This window comes from Haladaptatus sp. ZSTT2 (genome assembly GCF_037081775.1).
Classification (GTDB): Archaea; Halobacteriota; Halobacteria; order Halobacteriales; family Halococcaceae; genus QDMS2.
The window spans coordinates 1,158,404-1,175,033 of the sequence record NZ_JBAMHQ010000001.1 but is presented as its reverse complement, the minus strand read 5'-3'; the positions used below and the strand labels follow the sequence as shown (position 1 = coordinate 1,175,033).

The following is a 16,630-nucleotide window of genomic DNA, read 5'->3' as shown; positions in this document are numbered from 1 at the left end:
ATGACGTGACAGCTACGCCACCCGATGTAGACCGCGTGCTCTCGGTCGCCCGCGAGGCCGCGACCGCAGGCGGCAACGTTGCCCTCTCTGCGTTCCGGACGCCCCTTTCTATCACCCCAAAGGCGAGCAAGATGGACCCCGTGACGCAGGCGGACGTAGACGCCCAGAATCGCGTCGTCGAGGTCATCCGCGATTCGTTTCCCGACCACACGATTGTCGGGGAAGAAGGCGACCAACTGAAAGAGATACCTGACACAGGTCCCGCGTGGGTAATCGACCCCATCGACGGGACGAACAACTTCACCCATGGCAATCGCGTCTGGGCGACCTGCATCGCCTACGTCGAAGACGGCGACCCACAGGCCGCCATCACGCGCCTGCCCGCCCTCGGTGACGAGTACGTTGCTGGGGACACGACGCTCAGAGACAACGAGCCAGTGACGGTGAGCGACCGCGACGACCCCGAGTTGTGTACCGTCTCGCTCACCTTCGGCCTCCAGCCCCAACACCGCCCGCTGTTCGCGGAGGTGTCTCGCAACCTGCTCGAAGCCTTCGGTGACCTCCGGCGATTTGGCACCGGCCAAGTCTCGCTTGCGATGGTCGCGGCGGGCGAGTTAGACGGCGCGGTCTCCGCGGTCAGGCTCTCGCCGTGGGACACCGTCGCGGGCGTTCACCTCGTCCGGCAAGCCGGTGGGACGGTGACCGACATCGACGGCAATCCTTGGAGATGGGACTCAGAGGGAGTGGTCGCCTCGAACGGCAAGGTTCACGACACCCTCCTCTCGATTATCCCCTGATTTTTCACCGCACTCGACGAAGAGCGAGCAATGACCGACCCACTCGAATGGGAAACGCTCGCCACAGAAACCGCCTACACCTGCCCCGGCTTCGACGTCACCCACGAGGACGTACGCCTTCCTGATGGGACGGAGTCGGACTTCGACTACCTCTCAGAGCCGCCCGCCGTCGTTATCCTCCCGTTTACCCCGGACGGCGATGTGGTGCTCATCGAGGAATGGCGACAGGCGGTAAAGCGCGTGAATCGTGGGCTTCCGGCGGGTACGATGGAACCAGAAGACGATGACCCGGCGGCCGCCGCCCACCGTGAACTCGAAGAGGAGACGGGCCACGAAGCTGCCCGTGTCGACCACCTGACCACCGTCGAACCGGTAAACGGTATCGCGAACGCGGTGCATCACTACTTCGTCGCCTACGACTGTCACCCTGCGAGCGAGCAGAATCTCGACTTCAACGAGTCGATTCGCGTCGTCATCGAGTCCTACGACGACCTCCTCGCGGCCATCGAATCGGGCGAAATCCGGGACGGGCGGGCGGTGCTTGGGACGCTCTACTACGAACGCTTCGCCTGAGTCGCGCTCTGAGAACGGAATGTGTATCCCTGTTCCGTCGAAGTTTCGGACAATGCGCGACAGCTTCGAGGTCCGCGATACAGACGCCGCGGGCCGCATCGGGCGGCTTTCGGTTCCCCGGGCGGGCGTCACGGTGGAGACGCCGGCGCTCCTCCCCGTGGTGAACCCGAACCGCCAGACGGTGGCTCCGTCCCGACTCGCTTCTGAGTTCGGTGCGGAGATTCTCATCACGAACAGCTACATCATCTACAAGAGCGACGACGTGCGCGAGCAGGCCCTCGACGTGGGGCTCCACGAGCTGCTCGACTTCGACGGCGCGATTATGACCGATTCGGGGTCGTTCCAACTCGCAGAATACGGCGAAATCAGCGTCGATACTGAGGAAATCCTCCAGTTCCAACACGACATCGGCTCGGACATCGGGACGCCAGTTGACATCCCGACGCCCCCCGACGTGCCCCGCGAGCAGGCAGAAGAGGAACTCGCTACCACCCAAGCACGACTCGAATTTGCCGAGACGGTGGACGTTGGCGACATGCTCGTGAACGCGCCCGTCCAAGGCTCGACGTATCCCGACCTCCGGAAAGCCGCCGCAGAACACGCATACAGCACCTCACTCGACGTGTTCCCGGTTGGGGCGGTCGTTCCACTCATGAACGGTTATCGGTTCGACGATATGGTCGATGCCGTCGCTGCGGCGAAAGACGGCCTCGGAGCAGATGCACCAGTCCACCTCTTTGGTGCGGGCCACCCGATGATGTTCGCCCTCGCCGTCGCCCTCGGCTGTGACCTCTTCGACTCTGCGGCCTACGCGCTCTACGCCCGCGACGGCCGCTATCTCACAGTGCGGGGGACCAAGCACTTCGACGAACTCGATTACTTCCCGTGTTCGTGTCCAGTCTGTGCCGAACACACGCCTGAAGACCTTGAACAGGTTTCGAACAAGGAACGCGAACGCCTGCTCGCAGAACACAACTTGCACGTCTCCTTCGAGGAGATTCGCACCATCAAGCAGGCCATCCGCCGCGGGACGCTGATGGAACTGGTCGAGACGCGCGCCCGTTCGCATCCTGCAATGCTCGACGGCTACCGCGCCATGCTTGCCCACGAAGACCTCCTCGAAGAATCCGACCCGTCGAGCAAAGACGCCTTCTTCTACCTCTCCGGTGAGAGTGCGTACCGTCCAGAAGTCGTACGCCACCACAAGCGCCTCTCTCGGCTGTCACCTGAGGGCCACGTCCTCCTCACCGAAGCTGGTTCCTCAGACAACTACGACGAGTCGTGGCGGCTGCTCCCGCCGTTTGGTCCGTTCCCGATGGCGTTGCGCGAGACGTACCCACTCACCGCAGAAGTACCAACACGCATCGACGACGAAGCGTATCGCCAAGCCGTCGTCGGCGTTCAGAAACTCGTCGCGGCGAATCCGGAGACCGAATTCACGGTCGCCCACAAGGGCTGGCCCGCGGATATCGTCGCTGGAATCCCCGACGGTGTCGAGATTGTTGACTTAGAATCGATGGACAAAAACGCCAACGAGACCGAGGAAAACCATGACTGAGTACTTCGAGGTACACCACCGGGATGGGGCCGCCCGCGTCGGTGAACTTCGCCTCACCGAGTCGGTGACGACGCCGACGCTCGCAGACGACGTGGTGGTCGATGCGGGAAGTCGCTGGCCAAAAGAGCGCGACCTCCCCGAAGGCGACCCGTCGAAAGTGACGATTCTCCCGTACCGAGGGCTTCCCGGCGGCACCGCGCCGGAAGTCGCAGACTCCTTTGGTCCTGAGTACCCGAACGTGGACTTCCCGAGTGCAGCCGTCGTCTCCCAGTACTCGGTGGACGACTTCGGCGCTGACGTGTACGTGCTCTCTGAAGCCCAACGCGTCATCGGCCACGCCGCCGCCTTCGTGGACGCTATCATCGCGATGAAGGAAGCGACGCCCGCCGACACCGCGCTCATGCTGTCGGGAGTCGCCACACCCGCGAACGTCGCCACGCTCGTCTACGCCGGGGTTGACCTCGTGGACGCCACCCAAGCGCGCATCAAGGGCACCCAAGGGTTCTATCTTACCACCGACGGCCAGCACTTCCTTGAGGACTTAGAAGAACTCCCGTGTGCGTGTGCGGCCTGTCAGAAACCACTCTCTGAATTCACGCGCGCAGACTGTGCCGAACACAACGTGAACGCGCTTCGCGCCCAGTTGGGCATCGTCCGTCAACGCATCCGCCGCGGCCGCCTGCGCGACTACATCGAAGGCCAAGCCCGCCACGAGGCGTGGCTCACCTCTGCGTTCCGTCGATTCGACCAGGAGTACGCCTACATGGAGTCGCACACGCCACTCTTTCGGCGCACCGAACTGCTCGCGGCGACCGAAGACTCGCTGAAGCGTGTCGAAATTCAGCGGTTTGCAGACCGCGTGACGAGTCGCTATAAAAACCGCTTCGACAACCCGCTCGTGCTCGTGCCATGTTCTGCCCGCAAGCCGTACAGCGAATCCCAGAGCCACGGCCAGTACCACGACGCGATTCAGTTTCGCGCCCACCTCGTCTCGATGACCTCGCCGATTGGCGTGGTGCCCCAGGAACTCGAAACCACTTACCCCGCCCAGCACTACGATTCGGTGGTCACAGGCCACTGGTCCGAGGACGAAAAACAGTTCGTCGCAGCAGTGCTGAAGCGGTATCTCGAACGCAACGACTACCCGCGCATCATCGCCCACGTCCCGGAGAAGGGATACCGCGACATCGTCGAACGCGTCGAAGACTCACTCGACTTGGATATCGAGTACACCGTCGAAGATCACCCGACGACGCCCGAATCCATCGGCAACCTCATGCAGACGTTGGAGGGTGAATCGAAGTACCTGAAAAGCGAACGCCAGCACAACACGCTTCGCGCGCTCGCAGACTACCAGTTCGGTGACGGCGCGGGCGACGAACTGTTCCCCGACCTCTCGATTCAGGGCCGGTATCCGAAACTCCGGGCCCACACCTCTGACGGCACGCAGTTGGCCGCGATGGTGCCCCTCTACGGAACGCTCTCCTTTACCCTCGAAGGCGCACGCCACTGGCTCGAAAGCGACGTCCCGACCAAAACCGTCGAAATCGACAACTTCGTGCCCCAAGGGTCGGTGCTCGCGCCGGGCGTCGTCACCGCGAGCGACGACATCCGCGTCGGCGACGACGTAGTGGTTCAGGGGCCACAGGCGTTCGCCGTCGGCGTCGCCAAGATGAGCGGCCGCGAGATGGAGACGAGTACGCGCGGCATCGCGGTGCAGATTCGCCACGTCGAAGAAGTCTAACACCACACCAACCCGCCCACTTTTCCGTCGTCCGGGCTACGTACCCCCATGGACGACGTGTCACTCGCCCTGCCCGCACAGATCGTCGAATCGCTCCCCGAAGACGGCCAGAACGCGGCCAAAGACATGGAACGCGCCGTCGAAGGCTGGGAGTCGAGCATCAATCGCGCGATAGCCGAGGCAGAAGACGACGCAGAGGCTGCGCGCTTCGTCCTCGAAGCAATCGACCGCATGGAAGCCCGACTGGAGAAATACGACGACTTCGTCCCCGAACTCCGCGCGTGGGGCCAGTCACCCATCTACGCCATCGCGTGGCGCAACCTCCAGGCGTCGCTCATCACACAACTGTACGACCACGACGCCCTCGCCGCCGAACTTGACCGAGAGCGAAACGCCCGCATTGTCGAAGACGGGATTCGGTTCGGTGGCCGGTAGGTCCATATTTATACTGCTTGCGCCACTGTCTGTGGGTAATGCAGGTCGAACTCCGATTCTTCGCCACCTTCAGAGAAGCCGTCGGGTCGAAAATCATCGAACGCGACTTCGGCGACGACGTGACCGTCGGCGAAGTGCTCGAATCGCTCGAAGCCGAGTTTGACGGCCTCTCCGGCAGTCTCTTAGACGGCGACGGAAACATCCGCCCACAGCTCAGCGTCCTCAAAAACGGCCGGGAAGTGCTCCACATGAAGGGCATCGCCACCGAACTCGAAGCGGGCGACCGACTGAGCGTCTTCCCGCCGGTTGCAGGTGGCTGATGCAACGCGAAAAATCGTTTCGCGGTATCTCAGAACGCCTCGCCAAACACTATCTGCAGAATCTCGGCGGCGAACCCGGCGACGACGACGCGACGATCGTCGCCGCCGACTGGACCGCACACGTTTCGAGTGAGAAAGTCAGTATTGGCCCGTCGCTCGAACTGACCGAAGTGACCGTGGTTTTCTCTGGCGACGAATCCGTCCTTGAGGAGCTGATCGAGCGCTTCTCGCAGAAAGCGATGCGTGCAGGTGGGTAGATGGCAAACGGCGACCCAATCGAAGGACAGGTGTTGCTCATCGCGGGCGCGAAAGCGAGCGTCCCCGCCCACAACCTCGCCCCGCTGGTAGACCGCGTCCAGGCGCAGATTGGGCCGAAACTCGACGAGTTTCGAGACCGCTTCGAACTTGTGTTCGAGACCGAGGAGGCCTGTTTCTTTTTCGTTGGCCACGAGCAGTGGGCGGTCATCGCCCACCGCGTGGACATGAACGACCGCGAGATGGACGCCGTCCGCCGCGCGCACAACGAACAACTGCTCCGCGTCGGACGACGCGAAGACCGCCGCTTTGAGTTCGACGCTGCCCTCGACATCCGCGACTGCATCGTCATCGGAAAAGAAGCGGCTTAACACTCGGCAGAAAGCTTTTATCGCCGTTGTTTGAGCAGCAATTATGAAGCAACAAACTGCCGACGTGTTCTTTCTCATCGTCGCTACGAGCGTCGCACTCGCGGGAATTGGGCTGTTTTTCACCGTCGCAGAAACCGATTACCACGTCGAATTTGACGAGCGACACGACGCCCTCCGTCCCTCAGAGACTGCAGCGGCCTACGAGCGCCTGAACCCGACCCAGCAACAGGCGTTCGACCGGACCGTCGCCGGCGGCGTCGCAACCTACGACGAGGACATCGCCTACCCTGACATCGTGCAGTACGACGGCCAGTACTACTACTTCTCGTACTACTCGACCGCCGAATGGACGAGTCTGTACACCGCAGGGCCGGCCGCACTGGCGTTGCTTGGCTTGGGGGCGATTGTCGTGGCGGTTCGTCGCAGTATGCACAATCGAATCATCTACTGACGTTCGTCGCGGCGCTGCCACAATCGGTCGTATCGAAGAACGAATATACGCGCCACACCTGTCAGTGAGTATGAAGCAATCGACGATTAATTTCACCCTCCTCTTCGTCGGTGCCTGCGTCGCGCTCGCCGGTGTGGCGCTGTTCTTCCCGTTTGCCGATATGGATTATCACGTCGAGTACGTCGAAACACGAGACGTCCCGTCGGCACACAAGCCCACGGCCTACTACGAAGAGCTGGCTCCGGCCGAGCAGTCGATTTTCGAACGAGTGAGAGGTGGCGAAGTCGTGACGGTCGAAGACGACATCGACTACCCCGAGGTGGTAAAATATGAGGACCAGTACTACTATCTCTCGTACTACTCGACGTTTGACTGGTTGAATCCGGCGACGTTCGGCCCATCGCTCATCGCACTCGTCGGCACGGCAACGGCGCTCGGTGCAATCCGTCGGGACATGCGCCAGCGAGTCATCTACTGAGGCAGCGAGAAGTAAAAGAATGCTAGTGAGTTAGTCGTCTGCGGGTGCTGCGCCGCCAGACGAACTCACGCCCGTGCCGGGGCCGATGTCGATGCCGAGGTCTTCGAGTTTCTCGTCTGGGACAACGCCGTCGACCCAGCCACGCGCCGTGTAGTACTCTTCTTTCATCTGGTCGAGTTCACAGAGCTGGCCTTCAGAAGCACCCTGTCCGGGGATGGCGTCTGGCCCTTCGACGAAGCGTCCGGGCAGCGAGTCGTCCTCGCCTTTGAAGCCTGCGAGGTTGTTGTAGTAGCGCTCTAAGTTGTAGATGCGCTCGCCGGTTTCGAGCAACTCGTCTTCGGTCACGTCGAAGCCGGTCATCCCGTTGTACTGGAGGACGTACTCTTCGATGCCCTCCGCGAAGGCGTTGAACTTGCAGATGTCGAACGAGTCGGAGATGGCGTGGAGGTCTTGGAACGCCATCGTGAGTTCGCCTTTGCCCTCCCACGCGTACGGGTCTACCTTCTCGGGGAGGCCGAGAATTTCAGCAGACGGCGTGTAGGCGCGCAGGTGGCACGCTCCGCGGTTCGAGGTGGCGTAGGCGATACCCATGCCCTTCATGCATCGTGGGTCGTACGCCGGGATGGTCTGGCCTTTGACGGCGAGCGAGTTGCCGTGGGCGTCCATCGTCTCTGCGATGTGGTTTGCCCCGCCTGCGAGCAGGTCTGCGAGCTCGCCCTCGCGCACCGCGATGTCCTCGATGAGGTCAATCATCTCGTCTGCGTCGCCCCATTCGATGCCCTCGAATTTGCCGTCGAACTTGCCCTCCTCGGTCATCTCCATCGCCATGGCAATCATGTTGCCCGTCTCGATGGTGTCGAGTCCGAGGTTGTTACACTGGTCTATCATGACCGCAACTTTGTCGCGGTCGTCGTTCATCGAGTTCGGCCCGAGTGTGAACGCCGATTCGTACTCGAACGACTCCATGCGGACGTTCATCTCGTCGCCCTTGTGCATGACCTGCACCTCGACTTCCTTCTTACACGCGACCGGACAGGAGTGGCAGGTCGGTTCGTCGACGAGGATGTTCTCGCGGACGTTCTCACCGGACACTTTCTCTGAGTCGATGTTCGGGTCGCTTGGACTTTCGCGCGCCTCGCTCGCGGTACTCGTGTACCGCCCGTTGCGCGTTGGGAGGCCGTCCATCTCCTCGGTGAGGTTCATCAGGACGTTCGTCCCGTAGAGCGACAGACCGCCTTCGTTCGGGGCGGTCACGTCTGACTCTTGGATGACCTGCATCGCCTGTTGGTGACCCTTCTTGAACGTCTCCGGGTTTTTCGGCTTTGGCATCTTCGTCGTCGATTTGATGACGATTGCCTTCAGGTTCTTCGAGCCCATGACCGCGCCCGTGCCACCGCGGCCGCTCGCGCGGTCGTCTTCGTTGACGATGCAGGCGTAGCGCACCTGATTCTCGCCGCCGGGGCCGATGGCCATACAGCTAAAGTTCTTGCCGCGCTGGCCGTTGACCTCGTCTTCGAGTTCGTCGATGGTGTCGTGGACGCCCCAGCCCCACATGTGGGAGGCGTCTTTGAGCGTGACCTCACCGTCTTCGATGACGGCGTACACGGGGTGCTCTGCTTTCCCCTCGAACAGCAAACCGTCGAAGCCCGCCCACTTCAGGCGTGCGCCGCTCCACCCGCCGTGGTGGGAGTCGGTGACGGTGTTCGTGAGCGGTGATTTGGTGACGACCGCGATTCGGCCGCTCATCACGGTCTGTGTGCCCGTAAGCGGGCCGTTCATGAACGCCAGTAGGTTGTCCGGGCCAAGCGGGTCTACGTCCGGCCCCTGTTCAAACACGTACTTGACGCCGAGCCCGCGCGCACCGATATACTTGCGCGCATCCTCCTCGTCTATCCCCTCGTAAGCAACTGACCCAGATGACAGGTCAATCCTCGCAACATGGTCTTGAAAGCCGCCAATATCACTCATGGTAACGTCTCACACTTACATACGCACTGAGAGGTGTTGGTAGTTTTTACGAGAACGTAACGACATTCGGTTACACCTTTCGAGAAGCGTTCAGGGCGCGTGAATGCACCAGTATTTTGTCATTGGCTGTGGTTTCCCTTCTCAATGGAGCCAGTCCGTTTGGAAGTCGGCCGAGCCCGCTACGTGCTTCCGCTCACTGTGGCCGGAGTCATCCTTTTCATGTCGGTGATAAAACCGCCAAGCGGGTCTGGCCTTCACGCGTGGGGGCCACTCGGCCTCGTTCACCTCGATAAGTGGCTCCACGCCCTCGCCTACGCCGGACAGGCCGGGGTGCTCGCGATGGTACTCAACAAATATCGCCATGGCAACCTCGCCGCGTTCTGCCTCGCGCTCGGCTACGGCATCACCATCGAGTTCATCCAGTACCCGCTTCCAGCGCGGAGTTTCGACCTCACGGACATCGCCGCGAACTCCGTCGGTGCGGCCATCGGAATCCTCGCGTGGGTGCTCCTCGGGCGCAGGCTACTCCGCCTGCAGTAACCGCGAGACGGTGTCTGCAATCACGCTCGTCGCGGTGACGACCTCACGGAAATCAATCGTCTCGTCGGGGAAGTGGGCCTGGTCGATGGTTCCCGGCCCGAACAGCACGGTCGGGATTCCAGCCTCGATGTAGTGGCGCGAGTCTGCGCCGTAGGTTTCACCGATTGGCTCGCGGTTCGACAGGCCAGCCTCGGCCATCGCCGCCTGCAACGCTTGATGAATCGGTTCGTCTTCGCTAATCTCTCCGGCTTCGAACTGAATCGAGAAGCGCTCGAAGGAGGGTTGGTGTTCGCGCAGCCACTCGTTTTCTGCGACCACCTCAGCGAGGCGCTCGTCGTACTCGGCTTCGACCTCGGCGACGGTTTCGCCGGGCGCGACGCCAATCCTGACCTCCGCGGTGAGTTCTGAGGGAACCGTCGAAGCCCACGACCCGGCGTGGACAGTTCCGAACGAGGTTGGCCACGGGTTCTCGAATCGCTCGTACAGTGGATGCGTGATGCGTTCTGCGCGCTCCGTTTCGAGGTCCTCGAAGGCGCGACGGATGGCTTCGAAGTGCGGAAGAACGGACTCCCCGCGCCAGCGGCGGGCGGCGTGTGCGGAGCGTCCGGCGAGTTCGAGGCGTTTCATCACGCTGCCTTCGACGGCGAGGACGGGGCGCAACTCGGTCGGCTCTGCGATGAGCGCCATGTCGCGGGAGAAGGGGTAGGGGTTGTCGAGGGCGGCCGCGGCCGCGCCGATGCCGCCTTCTTCCTCGCCGACGACGCTTTCGACGACGACGCGCCCGTTCAGGTCGGTGTCGCGCTCGGCCAGCGTTCGCGCGGCGAAAATACATGCAGACAGGCCGGACTTCATGTCCGCGGCTCCGCGCGCGGTGAGGTGCTCGTCGTTCCACGTCGGTTCGAACGGATCTGACGACCACTCGCCTTCTGCAGGAACCACGTCGACGTGGCCGTTCAAGACGACGGTTGGGCCTGCGTCGGGGTCGCCGAATTCGAGGACGCCGCCGACGCTCGGGCGGGCTGCCACATCGAGTTCTGCGGGGTCGTCCGGGAATGAGGGGTGAGAAGCGAGGCGTTCTGCATCCGCCGTCCACGTGTAGGTCTCAAATCCCCACGAGTCGAGGGTATCTTCGACCCACTGTTGGGCGGTTTTCTCGTTCGGGGCGGTGGTGTCAAAGCGGAGGAGCCGGGAGACGAACTGGCGGAGGTCAGATTCGAGAGCCAACCGAGCGGTCATTGGGTGACATACTTGCCGCCTTTCAAAGAAAGGTTCGGAAGGGCGGTTGCAGACGAAGCCGATTTAGCCCCGGGGCCGATAGTCCGGGTAATGAGTAAGCAGGGCCCCGACGTGTACGAACAGGGGCGCGGGATGGACGCCCACAACAAGGTGATGCGCGAGATTCGCGCGAAAAAACAGCGTACCTACGACCCGCACGAACCCACGCGCGTCTGGCTTGACGAGGACAACACGCCCGACGGCGTCTACCAGTCGCTGACCATCATCCTGAACACCGGCGGGTGTCGCTGGGCGCGCGCCGGTGGCTGTACGATGTGTGGCTACGTCTCAGAATCCGTCGAAGGCGGGAGCGTCACCCACGAGCAGTTGATGGACCAGATTCAGGTGTGTCTCGACCACGAGGAAGAACGCGCAGACGAGACCGCAGACCTCATCAAAATCTACACCTCCGGCAGCTTCTTAGACGAACGCGAAGTCTCCGCAAAGAGCCGCAAGGCCATCGCAGAGACCTTTGCAGACAGAAAGCGCATCGTCTTAGAGAGTCTGCCAGACTTCGTCAAAGAAGACCGCGTGGCTGATTTCGTTGACGTGGGCCTCAACACGGACATCGCGGTGGGTCTCGAAACCGCCACCGACCGCGTGCGCCGCGACTGCGTGAACAAGTACTTCGACTTCGAGGACTTCATCGCCGCGAGCGAGGAGGCAGACCGCGCGGGTGCGGGCATCAAAGCCTACCTCCTGTTCAAGCCGCCGTTTCTCTCGGAACCAGAGGCCGTCGAAGACATGATTTCCTCCATCGAGCGGTGTGCGGAGTACGCCCACACCGTCTCGATGAACCCGACCAACGTCCAGCGCTACACGATGGTCAATGAGCTGTTTCACAACTCGGGCTACCGCCCGCCGTGGCTCTGGAGCGTCGCCCACATTCTGCGCGAAACCGCAGACGTAGACGCCATCGTCGTCTCAGACCCGGTCGGTCACGGTCAAGAGCGCGGCGCGCACAACTGCGGGGAGTGTGACGACCGCGTCCAGCTCGCCATCAAGGACTTCGATCTGCGTCAAGACCCATCGGTGTTTGACCAGGTAAGCTGTGACTGCGAGGAGACGTGGGAACTCGTGATGGCGCACGAGACGAGTTTCAATATGCCACTCACGAACTGAATAAACCATCAGTAAGGAAGTCCTACCACTTTTGTAAACAGTCGTTAGCACGGGACAGGTAGCCTATAACAAAGGCGCTCATTGTCCTCCTGTGTCATACGGCACGGCCGACAGGGTACGGTGTTGACATGGGTAGGTCGCTGTATTCGTTCGGGGTGCCGAAAGAGTGTGGGGAAATGGGACAAGCTACGACGCGGTACGAACTTCTCGTCTGGTCAAACGGCTGGATCGAGATTCGAGACGGTGAGAACTCTGACCAATGGATCGCCACGGATAGACCGATGGAGGTCCTGCCATAACGTTCCCTGGAGCACGGGTGGCTGCCCTGTGTTCCGCTTAGTTGAAACCCAACAACACGCCCTGTCCGTCCGTGTTGCCAATGTCTGGCAACGAGGCGCGTTCGGGGTGTGGCATCAGTACCGCGACTGATGGCTTGAGCCCACTAACTCCTGCCACATTCGCTTTTGAGCCGTTCGGATTCGCCTTTTCAGTAACGTTGCCATCCTCGTCACAGTATTTGAACAGAATGCGGTCGTCTGCTTCGAGCTCGGCGAGTTCCTCGTCCGTGATTTCGAAGCGGCCTTCGCCGTGCGCGATTGGCAACTCAATCACTTCGCCTTCGTCGTAGGCGCGCGTCCACGGTGTGTCCGCATTTTCGACCCGGAGATAGACGTGTTCACACTGGAAGCGGGCGCTCTTGTTCGTCGTGAACATGCCCGGCGTCAGCCCCGACTCACAGCCAATCTGTGCGCCGTTGCACACGCCGAGGACGGGCACGTCGTTTTCCGCCGCCGCCCTCACCTCGTCCATGATGGGCGAGCGCGAGGCCATCGCCCCAGCCCGGAGATAGTCACCGTACGAAAAGCCGCCGGGGAGCATGATTCCGGTCGTGTCCGCGGGGAGGCCGTCTTCGTGCCAGACGAGTTGCGCGTCCAGTCCGAGTTCGGTAAACGCGCGCAGGGCGTCGCGGTCGCAGTTGCTCCCGCCGAACTGGACAATGGCAATCACCGCTCGGTCACCTCAACCGCGTAGTCGTGGATGGTGGGGTTCGCGAGGAGGCGCTCTGCCATCTCCGCGGCCTGTGCCTCGGCACCGTCTGCGTCTGCCGTTTCGAGGTCAATCTCGTAGCGCTCGGTCGAGCGCAGCGCGGAGAGTTCGTAGCCAAGACGCTCTAAGGCGCGTTTGGTCGTCTCGGCTTCCGGGTCAAGCACACCCTGCTTGAGCCGCACAGTGACGGTCGCGGTGTAGGCAGTCATCGGTTGAGGTTGCGCGGTCATGCGCAAAAGACCTTTTGGAATGATTTGTCTATACACGTTTTTGTACACCTACTCGGGTTCGGTGACCAATACCCATATACTTCGGCGCTGTTGATTTTGTGCAATGAGCGTCTCTTATCGACGCATCGAGGTAGCTAGATGACTCGCAAACTCACCGAACTCACGGTCGTTGGCGACGACAAAACCGGGCTCATCGCCCGCGTCACGTCGTTGCTGTTCGACCACGGCATCAACATCGAAGACTTAGACCAGGCGGTCAGGAAGGGCATCTTCCGCATGACGATGCACGTCGATGCCGCGGAGATGACCACGACCAAAGACGACCTGCGCGAGAAACTCCACGCGCTTGGCGACGAACTCGGCGTGGACGTGAAAGTGCGCTTCCCCGCAGACCGCGAAACCAAGCAGATTGCCGTCCTCGCGACGAAGGAATCCCACTGCGTCGAAGCGCTTCTCCAAGCGTGGGCAAGCGGCGACCTTGGCGCGGACATCTCCGTGATTATCGCCAATCACGCCGCGCTGAAGCCGCTTGCCGACTACTACGACATCCCGTTCTACGACATCGGCGACGAGAAGGGGACGCCCGACGAGGACGCTATTCTTTCACTCCTCAACGACTACGACGCAGACCTCATCGTCCTCGCCCGATACATCCGTATCCTCTCACCGAACGTCGTCTTCCGCTATGAAGGCCGGATTATCAACGTCCACCCCTCGCTGCTGCCGTCGTTCCCCGGCGCGGCCGCCTACCGACAGGCCATCGAAGAGGGCGTCCGCGTCGCGGGTGTGACCGCCCACTACGTCACGACCGACTTAGACCAGGGGCCAATCATCACCCAGCGAGCCTTCTCGGTGCCAGACGACGCCGAAGTCGAAGACTTACAGCGCAAAGGTCAGCCGCTCGAAGCCGACGCACTCCTCGAAGCCGTCCAGTTGCACCTAAACGACGACGTGACGGTTCACTGGGGTCGCACCAACCTCCGTGATGGGGCAGAGGGCTACCAACTCGGGCTTCCAGAAGCCGCAGACGCCGCGAACCCAGACCGCCCCATAGACGGCCTCGCAAACATCCTCGCCGACGACTGACTCACTCGATCGTCGGCAGCGTCTCTCGAATCGAAAGTTTCTCTGTCGGCTCTTTTCCGGTCACGAGCACGATTCGCCCGGCCTGTGCGACTTGGACGGTGTTCACGTCCGCGAGCGAGGCGTCGGCCCACGCCTTGACCGCCTGTTCGTCCGCAACCGCTTCGCTCTCGAAGACGATGAGCCACTGGCCCGGACTCTCCGTCTTCTTGAACGTCCGAGAGAAACCCCAGCCAACCGCGCCCTCGAACTGTGCTTGCTCGGGAGCCGTCTGTTCGTGGGGCTGGTGGACTGTGCCGGTGAGAAAGTGACCGTTGTTCAGACCTTCGCTCAGCGTCCCGAACGCCTCGTTCACCGTCTGATACTGTGCGTCACTGTCACCGTGCGTCTCGACGACGGTCTCGACGATACTCTGTGGTGACCCATCGTCCGTGTTCGCGCTGATGACGGTGCCGTCTGCGACACCCACCGCGGTTTCGGCTTGCTCGCTCGTGAAGATACTGAACGAATCGACGGTTCCCTGCTCGTTGAACTGTTTGGCAGACAGATCACTTCGGATGGCGTCTTGCTCGACCGATGTCTGGCCGACGCGGAATGTCGGGCCAACAATGAGTTCGTTGATCTCGGACGCATCGAGGCCGAGTAGCTGCTCCATGCCATAGCCGTACGCCAGCAGTTTCTCGACGGCGTCTTCGGAGAGCGCCGCCTCGAACTCTAGCGTTTTCGCCGGTCGGACACGGAAAAACTGATAGGCGCGCTCACCGCCGACAGCTTCGGGTGCGGGCAGCCACGTCCGGTAGTCTCCCTCGTCGGTTCCCGGGAGGGAATCCAACCGGTCGAGACAGCCGGCGAACCCCGAGAGACCAGCCGCGATACCCCCAGCCCCCACCCGCAAAAACTCCCGACGTGAGCGGTTCATTGATGTGTGCTGTGACGGGGGAGCCACGGCAAAAGCGTTCTGGCAGATTCAGGTGTCGCGTATCGCGTGAAACGCATAGCGGGCTCGCAGTCCGTTGAGTACCTTGTTGTCGTCTGCGCCGAGTGCGTCGATACCCGCAACGGCGTCGATTTCTGCAGTCATTAACGGGACGCACAGGTCTGCGACGACGGCGTCGAACACCGTGGCGTCGGTCACCAGGTTGCCTGTGTGATACCGACCGCCCGTGCCGGTGTCGATGCGGTCGAGATACGCCTGCCACTCCATAGGTGGTGGACAAAAACCGGGCGTAAAAACGTTGGCCTCAGAGGTCGCGGACGGCGGCAACCGCTTCCGCGAGCGACGGCGCGGCGAAGAGGTCGCGGTCGATGTACGCGTTCGTGCCTGCGGCGTACATGTGCTGTGCGACGGTGAGCACGTCGGCAGAGAGCGGGGTTGGTTCTACGTCACAGAGTGACTTCCAGTCGGCAATGTCACGGCGCTTTGCCTCTGCTTTCGCCTCAGTTACGGCTTCGACCCACTCGGGTTGGGTACGCTTGTGGTACTGGCGGATGACCTCTTTCGAGAGTTGCTGGCCGTCGTAGCTAAAGCGGTTCTCGTCGAACGTGCCGACCACGTCCGCGACGCGAATCTCGCCGTCGAAATAGAGGCACTCGATTTTCCCGTCTTCGTGGGTGAGTCCGGCGCTCGCGGCCTGTTCGGTCACGAGGCGGTTTACGTCACGGGCCACGTGTGCGATTGCATCAAGGTCAGCGACGCCTGCGATTTCGGCGGCTTCCTCGGTGTCGAGATACCGGTCGCCCTTCTCGTATTTCGTAGAGAACTCGATGATTGGCTCTGCAAGGGAGACGACTTCGTCCGGCCACTCGGCGAAGTCGAGGCCATGGTCTGCGGGTTCCGTACGGTGCCTGAGGCTCGACCCAATCGGCACCGTATTTCTGAACACGATTTCGAGCGGGATGAGGTAGTTTTCACCCGCCGCGTCGTGGTAGGCGTCGTAGTCGTAGGTGCGCCCGTCGTTCGGGAGGTCTGGAACCTGCGTGAGGTCGATGGCCATTTCGCGCGGTGGCTCGGTGGCGTCTGCGAGCGCAATCGTTTCGCCGTCTTCGACGACGCCGCGGTAGTGGGTCGGTATTCCGTTGGCTTCGAGCAACTCGAAGTTGAACGCGCCCATCGCACAGAGGCTCGCGCCTTTCTCGGGAATCTGGTCTGGCATCTTCCCCCAGTCGAACACCGAATAGTCGTCGGTGAAGTAGAACGCGCCTCGGCCGAGTGAGTCGGGCGTGGCCGCCTCCGCGATACGGAACTCCTTGACGCTCGTCATACTCCTACCCGTGTGGGCGTCCGTAATGAAACTTTCACTCTCGTGTCCAACTCCTCTCGAATGGGTGGTGAAATATGCACAATCGCGCATATTCACTGCGCCCTACCGCAACCCCCTGCATT

Annotated in this window: 20 protein-coding genes; 13 read left to right on the top strand and 7 right to left on the bottom strand. The window is 61.7% G+C overall.

Features of this window, described 5'->3' with window-relative positions; genetic code table 11:
- Positions 1–5: 5 nt before the first annotated feature.
- The 10 genes from V5N13_RS06520 (at position 6) to V5N13_RS06475 (ending at position 6,982) form a co-directional block, all read left to right on the top strand.
- Positions 6–797, top strand: a complete 792-nt coding sequence (locus V5N13_RS06520) for an inositol monophosphatase family protein (protein ID WP_336360097.1) — start codon at positions 6–8, stop codon at positions 795–797.
- A gap of 30 nt (positions 798–827) precedes the next feature.
- On the top strand, positions 828–1,370 hold the full coding sequence (locus V5N13_RS06515; protein ID WP_336360096.1) for an NUDIX hydrolase: 543 nt from the start codon (positions 828–830) through the stop codon (positions 1,368–1,370).
- A gap of 52 nt (positions 1,371–1,422) precedes the next feature.
- Complete coding sequence (gene tgtA / locus V5N13_RS06510; protein WP_336360095.1) at positions 1,423–2,928, top strand: tRNA guanosine(15) transglycosylase TgtA; 1,506 nt, start codon at positions 1,423–1,425, stop codon at positions 2,926–2,928.
- Positions 2,921–4,672 (top strand): archaeosine synthase subunit alpha, encoded by a 1,752-nt coding sequence (gene arcS / locus V5N13_RS06505; protein ID WP_336360094.1) that lies wholly within the window; start codon positions 2,921–2,923, stop codon positions 4,670–4,672. The genes tgtA and arcS overlap by 8 nt, the downstream gene beginning before the upstream one ends.
- Positions 4,673–4,720: 48 nt before the next feature.
- Positions 4,721–5,107 (top strand): hypothetical protein, encoded by a 387-nt coding sequence (locus V5N13_RS06500; protein ID WP_332900046.1) that lies wholly within the window; start codon positions 4,721–4,723, stop codon positions 5,105–5,107.
- Between the two features lie 38 nt (positions 5,108–5,145).
- Entirely contained in the window at positions 5,146–5,427 is a 282-nt protein-coding gene (locus tag V5N13_RS06495) for a ubiquitin-like small modifier protein 1 (protein WP_336360093.1), read from the top strand.
- Positions 5,427–5,684: a hypothetical protein gene (locus V5N13_RS06490; protein WP_336360092.1), complete on the top strand. Its 258-nt coding sequence runs from the start codon at positions 5,427–5,429 to the stop codon at positions 5,682–5,684. Before V5N13_RS06495 ends, V5N13_RS06490 begins: the two co-directional genes overlap by 1 nt.
- Positions 5,685–6,053, top strand: coding sequence for a hypothetical protein (locus V5N13_RS06485; protein WP_336360091.1), 369 nt, complete (start codon positions 5,685–5,687; stop codon positions 6,051–6,053).
- Positions 6,054–6,096: 43 nt separating this feature from the next.
- Entirely contained in the window at positions 6,097–6,504 is a 408-nt protein-coding gene (locus V5N13_RS06480; protein WP_336360090.1) for a hypothetical protein, read from the top strand.
- 70 nt (positions 6,505–6,574) lie between these two features.
- Complete coding sequence (locus tag V5N13_RS06475; protein ID WP_336360089.1) at positions 6,575–6,982, top strand: hypothetical protein; 408 nt, start codon at positions 6,575–6,577, stop codon at positions 6,980–6,982.
- A 30-nt stretch (positions 6,983–7,012) separates the two neighbouring features.
- On the opposite strand, the gene V5N13_RS06470 is transcribed toward V5N13_RS06475, so the two are convergent.
- A complete protein-coding gene (locus tag V5N13_RS06470) occupies positions 7,013–8,950 on the bottom strand; it encodes an aldehyde ferredoxin oxidoreductase family protein (RefSeq protein WP_336360088.1) in 1,938 nt (645 codons plus the stop codon).
- A 144-nt stretch (positions 8,951–9,094) separates the two neighbouring features.
- On the opposite strand from V5N13_RS06470, the gene V5N13_RS06465 reads away from it, so the two are divergent.
- On the top strand, positions 9,095–9,490 hold the full coding sequence (locus tag V5N13_RS06465; RefSeq protein WP_332900040.1) for a VanZ family protein: 396 nt from the start codon (positions 9,095–9,097) through the stop codon (positions 9,488–9,490).
- On the opposite strand, the gene V5N13_RS06460 is transcribed toward V5N13_RS06465, so the two are convergent.
- Positions 9,473–10,726 (bottom strand): ArgE/DapE family deacylase, encoded by a 1,254-nt coding sequence (locus V5N13_RS06460; RefSeq protein ID WP_336360087.1) that lies wholly within the window; start codon positions 10,724–10,726, stop codon positions 9,473–9,475. The genes V5N13_RS06465 and V5N13_RS06460 overlap by 18 nt on opposite strands.
- A 90-nt stretch (positions 10,727–10,816) precedes the next feature.
- Between V5N13_RS06460 and V5N13_RS06455 the strand changes: the two genes are divergently transcribed.
- Positions 10,817–11,887 (top strand): archaeosine biosynthesis radical SAM protein RaSEA, encoded by a 1,071-nt coding sequence (locus V5N13_RS06455; RefSeq protein ID WP_336360086.1) that lies wholly within the window; start codon positions 10,817–10,819, stop codon positions 11,885–11,887.
- Between the two features lie 336 nt (positions 11,888–12,223).
- Here V5N13_RS06455 and purQ read toward each other — a convergent pair whose 3' ends face one another.
- Together purQ and purS are read right to left on the bottom strand one after the other, a co-directional pair.
- On the bottom strand, positions 12,224–12,895 hold the full coding sequence (gene purQ / locus V5N13_RS06450) for a phosphoribosylformylglycinamidine synthase I (RefSeq protein WP_332900037.1): 672 nt from the start codon (positions 12,893–12,895) through the stop codon (positions 12,224–12,226).
- Positions 12,892–13,143, bottom strand: a complete 252-nt coding sequence (gene purS, locus V5N13_RS06445) for a phosphoribosylformylglycinamidine synthase subunit PurS (RefSeq protein WP_332900036.1) — start codon at positions 13,141–13,143, stop codon at positions 12,892–12,894. The genes purQ and purS overlap by 4 nt, the downstream gene beginning before the upstream one ends.
- Positions 13,144–13,302: 159 nt before the next feature.
- On the opposite strand from purS, the gene V5N13_RS06440 reads away from it, so the two are divergent.
- Complete coding sequence (locus V5N13_RS06440; RefSeq protein WP_336360085.1) at positions 13,303–14,250, top strand: formyltetrahydrofolate deformylase; 948 nt, start codon at positions 13,303–13,305, stop codon at positions 14,248–14,250.
- Between the two features lies 1 nt (position 14,251).
- Here the strand turns inward: V5N13_RS06440 and V5N13_RS06435 are convergent, their stop codons facing one another.
- Genes V5N13_RS06435 through V5N13_RS06425 form a run of 3 tightly spaced genes read right to left on the bottom strand, consistent with a single transcriptional unit; the run spans position 14,252 to position 16,508 of the window.
- Entirely contained in the window at positions 14,252–15,166 is a 915-nt protein-coding gene (locus V5N13_RS06435; RefSeq protein WP_336360084.1) for a hypothetical protein, read from the bottom strand.
- A 48-nt stretch (positions 15,167–15,214) separates the two neighbouring features.
- Positions 15,215–15,451: a hypothetical protein gene (locus tag V5N13_RS06430; protein WP_336360083.1), complete on the bottom strand. Its 237-nt coding sequence runs from the start codon at positions 15,449–15,451 to the stop codon at positions 15,215–15,217.
- Between the two features lie 37 nt (positions 15,452–15,488).
- Complete coding sequence (locus V5N13_RS06425; protein ID WP_336360082.1) at positions 15,489–16,508, bottom strand: phosphoribosylaminoimidazolesuccinocarboxamide synthase; 1,020 nt, start codon at positions 16,506–16,508, stop codon at positions 15,489–15,491.
- Between the last annotated feature and the right edge of the window lie 122 nt (positions 16,509–16,630).

Excerpts from the sequence above, each read along its gene's own strand:
- V5N13_RS06485 (WP_336360091.1), top strand. The coding sequence starts at position 5,685 with ATGGCAAACGGCGACCCAATCGAAGGACAGGTGTTGCTCATCGCGGGC.
- V5N13_RS06495 (WP_336360093.1), top strand. The coding sequence starts at position 5,146 with ATGCAGGTCGAACTCCGATTCTTCGCCACCTTCAGAGAAGCCGTCGGG.
- V5N13_RS06455 (WP_336360086.1), top strand. The coding sequence starts at position 10,817 with ATGAGTAAGCAGGGCCCCGACGTGTACGAACAGGGGCGCGGGATGGAC.
- V5N13_RS06500 (WP_332900046.1), top strand. The coding sequence starts at position 4,721 with ATGGACGACGTGTCACTCGCCCTGCCCGCACAGATCGTCGAATCGCTC.
- V5N13_RS06460 (WP_336360087.1), bottom strand. The coding sequence starts at position 10,726 with ATGACCGCTCGGTTGGCTCTCGAATCTGACCTCCGCCAGTTCGTCTCC.
- V5N13_RS06435 (WP_336360084.1), bottom strand. The coding sequence starts at position 15,166 with ATGAACCGCTCACGTCGGGAGTTTTTGCGGGTGGGGGCTGGGGGTATC.
- V5N13_RS06475 (WP_336360089.1), top strand. The coding sequence starts at position 6,575 with ATGAAGCAATCGACGATTAATTTCACCCTCCTCTTCGTCGGTGCCTGC.
- purS (WP_332900036.1), bottom strand. The coding sequence starts at position 13,143 with ATGACTGCCTACACCGCGACCGTCACTGTGCGGCTCAAGCAGGGTGTG.
- V5N13_RS06515 (WP_336360096.1), top strand. The coding sequence starts at position 828 with ATGACCGACCCACTCGAATGGGAAACGCTCGCCACAGAAACCGCCTAC.
- V5N13_RS06480 (WP_336360090.1), top strand. The coding sequence starts at position 6,097 with ATGAAGCAACAAACTGCCGACGTGTTCTTTCTCATCGTCGCTACGAGC.
- arcS (WP_336360094.1), top strand. The coding sequence starts at position 2,921 with ATGACTGAGTACTTCGAGGTACACCACCGGGATGGGGCCGCCCGCGTC.
- V5N13_RS06470 (WP_336360088.1), bottom strand. The coding sequence starts at position 8,950 with ATGAGTGATATTGGCGGCTTTCAAGACCATGTTGCGAGGATTGACCTG.
- V5N13_RS06490 (WP_336360092.1), top strand. The coding sequence starts at position 5,427 with ATGCAACGCGAAAAATCGTTTCGCGGTATCTCAGAACGCCTCGCCAAA.
- V5N13_RS06425 (WP_336360082.1), bottom strand. The coding sequence starts at position 16,508 with ATGACGAGCGTCAAGGAGTTCCGTATCGCGGAGGCGGCCACGCCCGAC.
- V5N13_RS06440 (WP_336360085.1), top strand. The coding sequence starts at position 13,303 with ATGACTCGCAAACTCACCGAACTCACGGTCGTTGGCGACGACAAAACC.
- V5N13_RS06465 (WP_332900040.1), top strand. The coding sequence starts at position 9,095 with ATGGAGCCAGTCCGTTTGGAAGTCGGCCGAGCCCGCTACGTGCTTCCG.
- tgtA (WP_336360095.1), top strand. The coding sequence starts at position 1,423 with ATGCGCGACAGCTTCGAGGTCCGCGATACAGACGCCGCGGGCCGCATC.
- V5N13_RS06430 (WP_336360083.1), bottom strand. The coding sequence starts at position 15,451 with ATGGAGTGGCAGGCGTATCTCGACCGCATCGACACCGGCACGGGCGGT.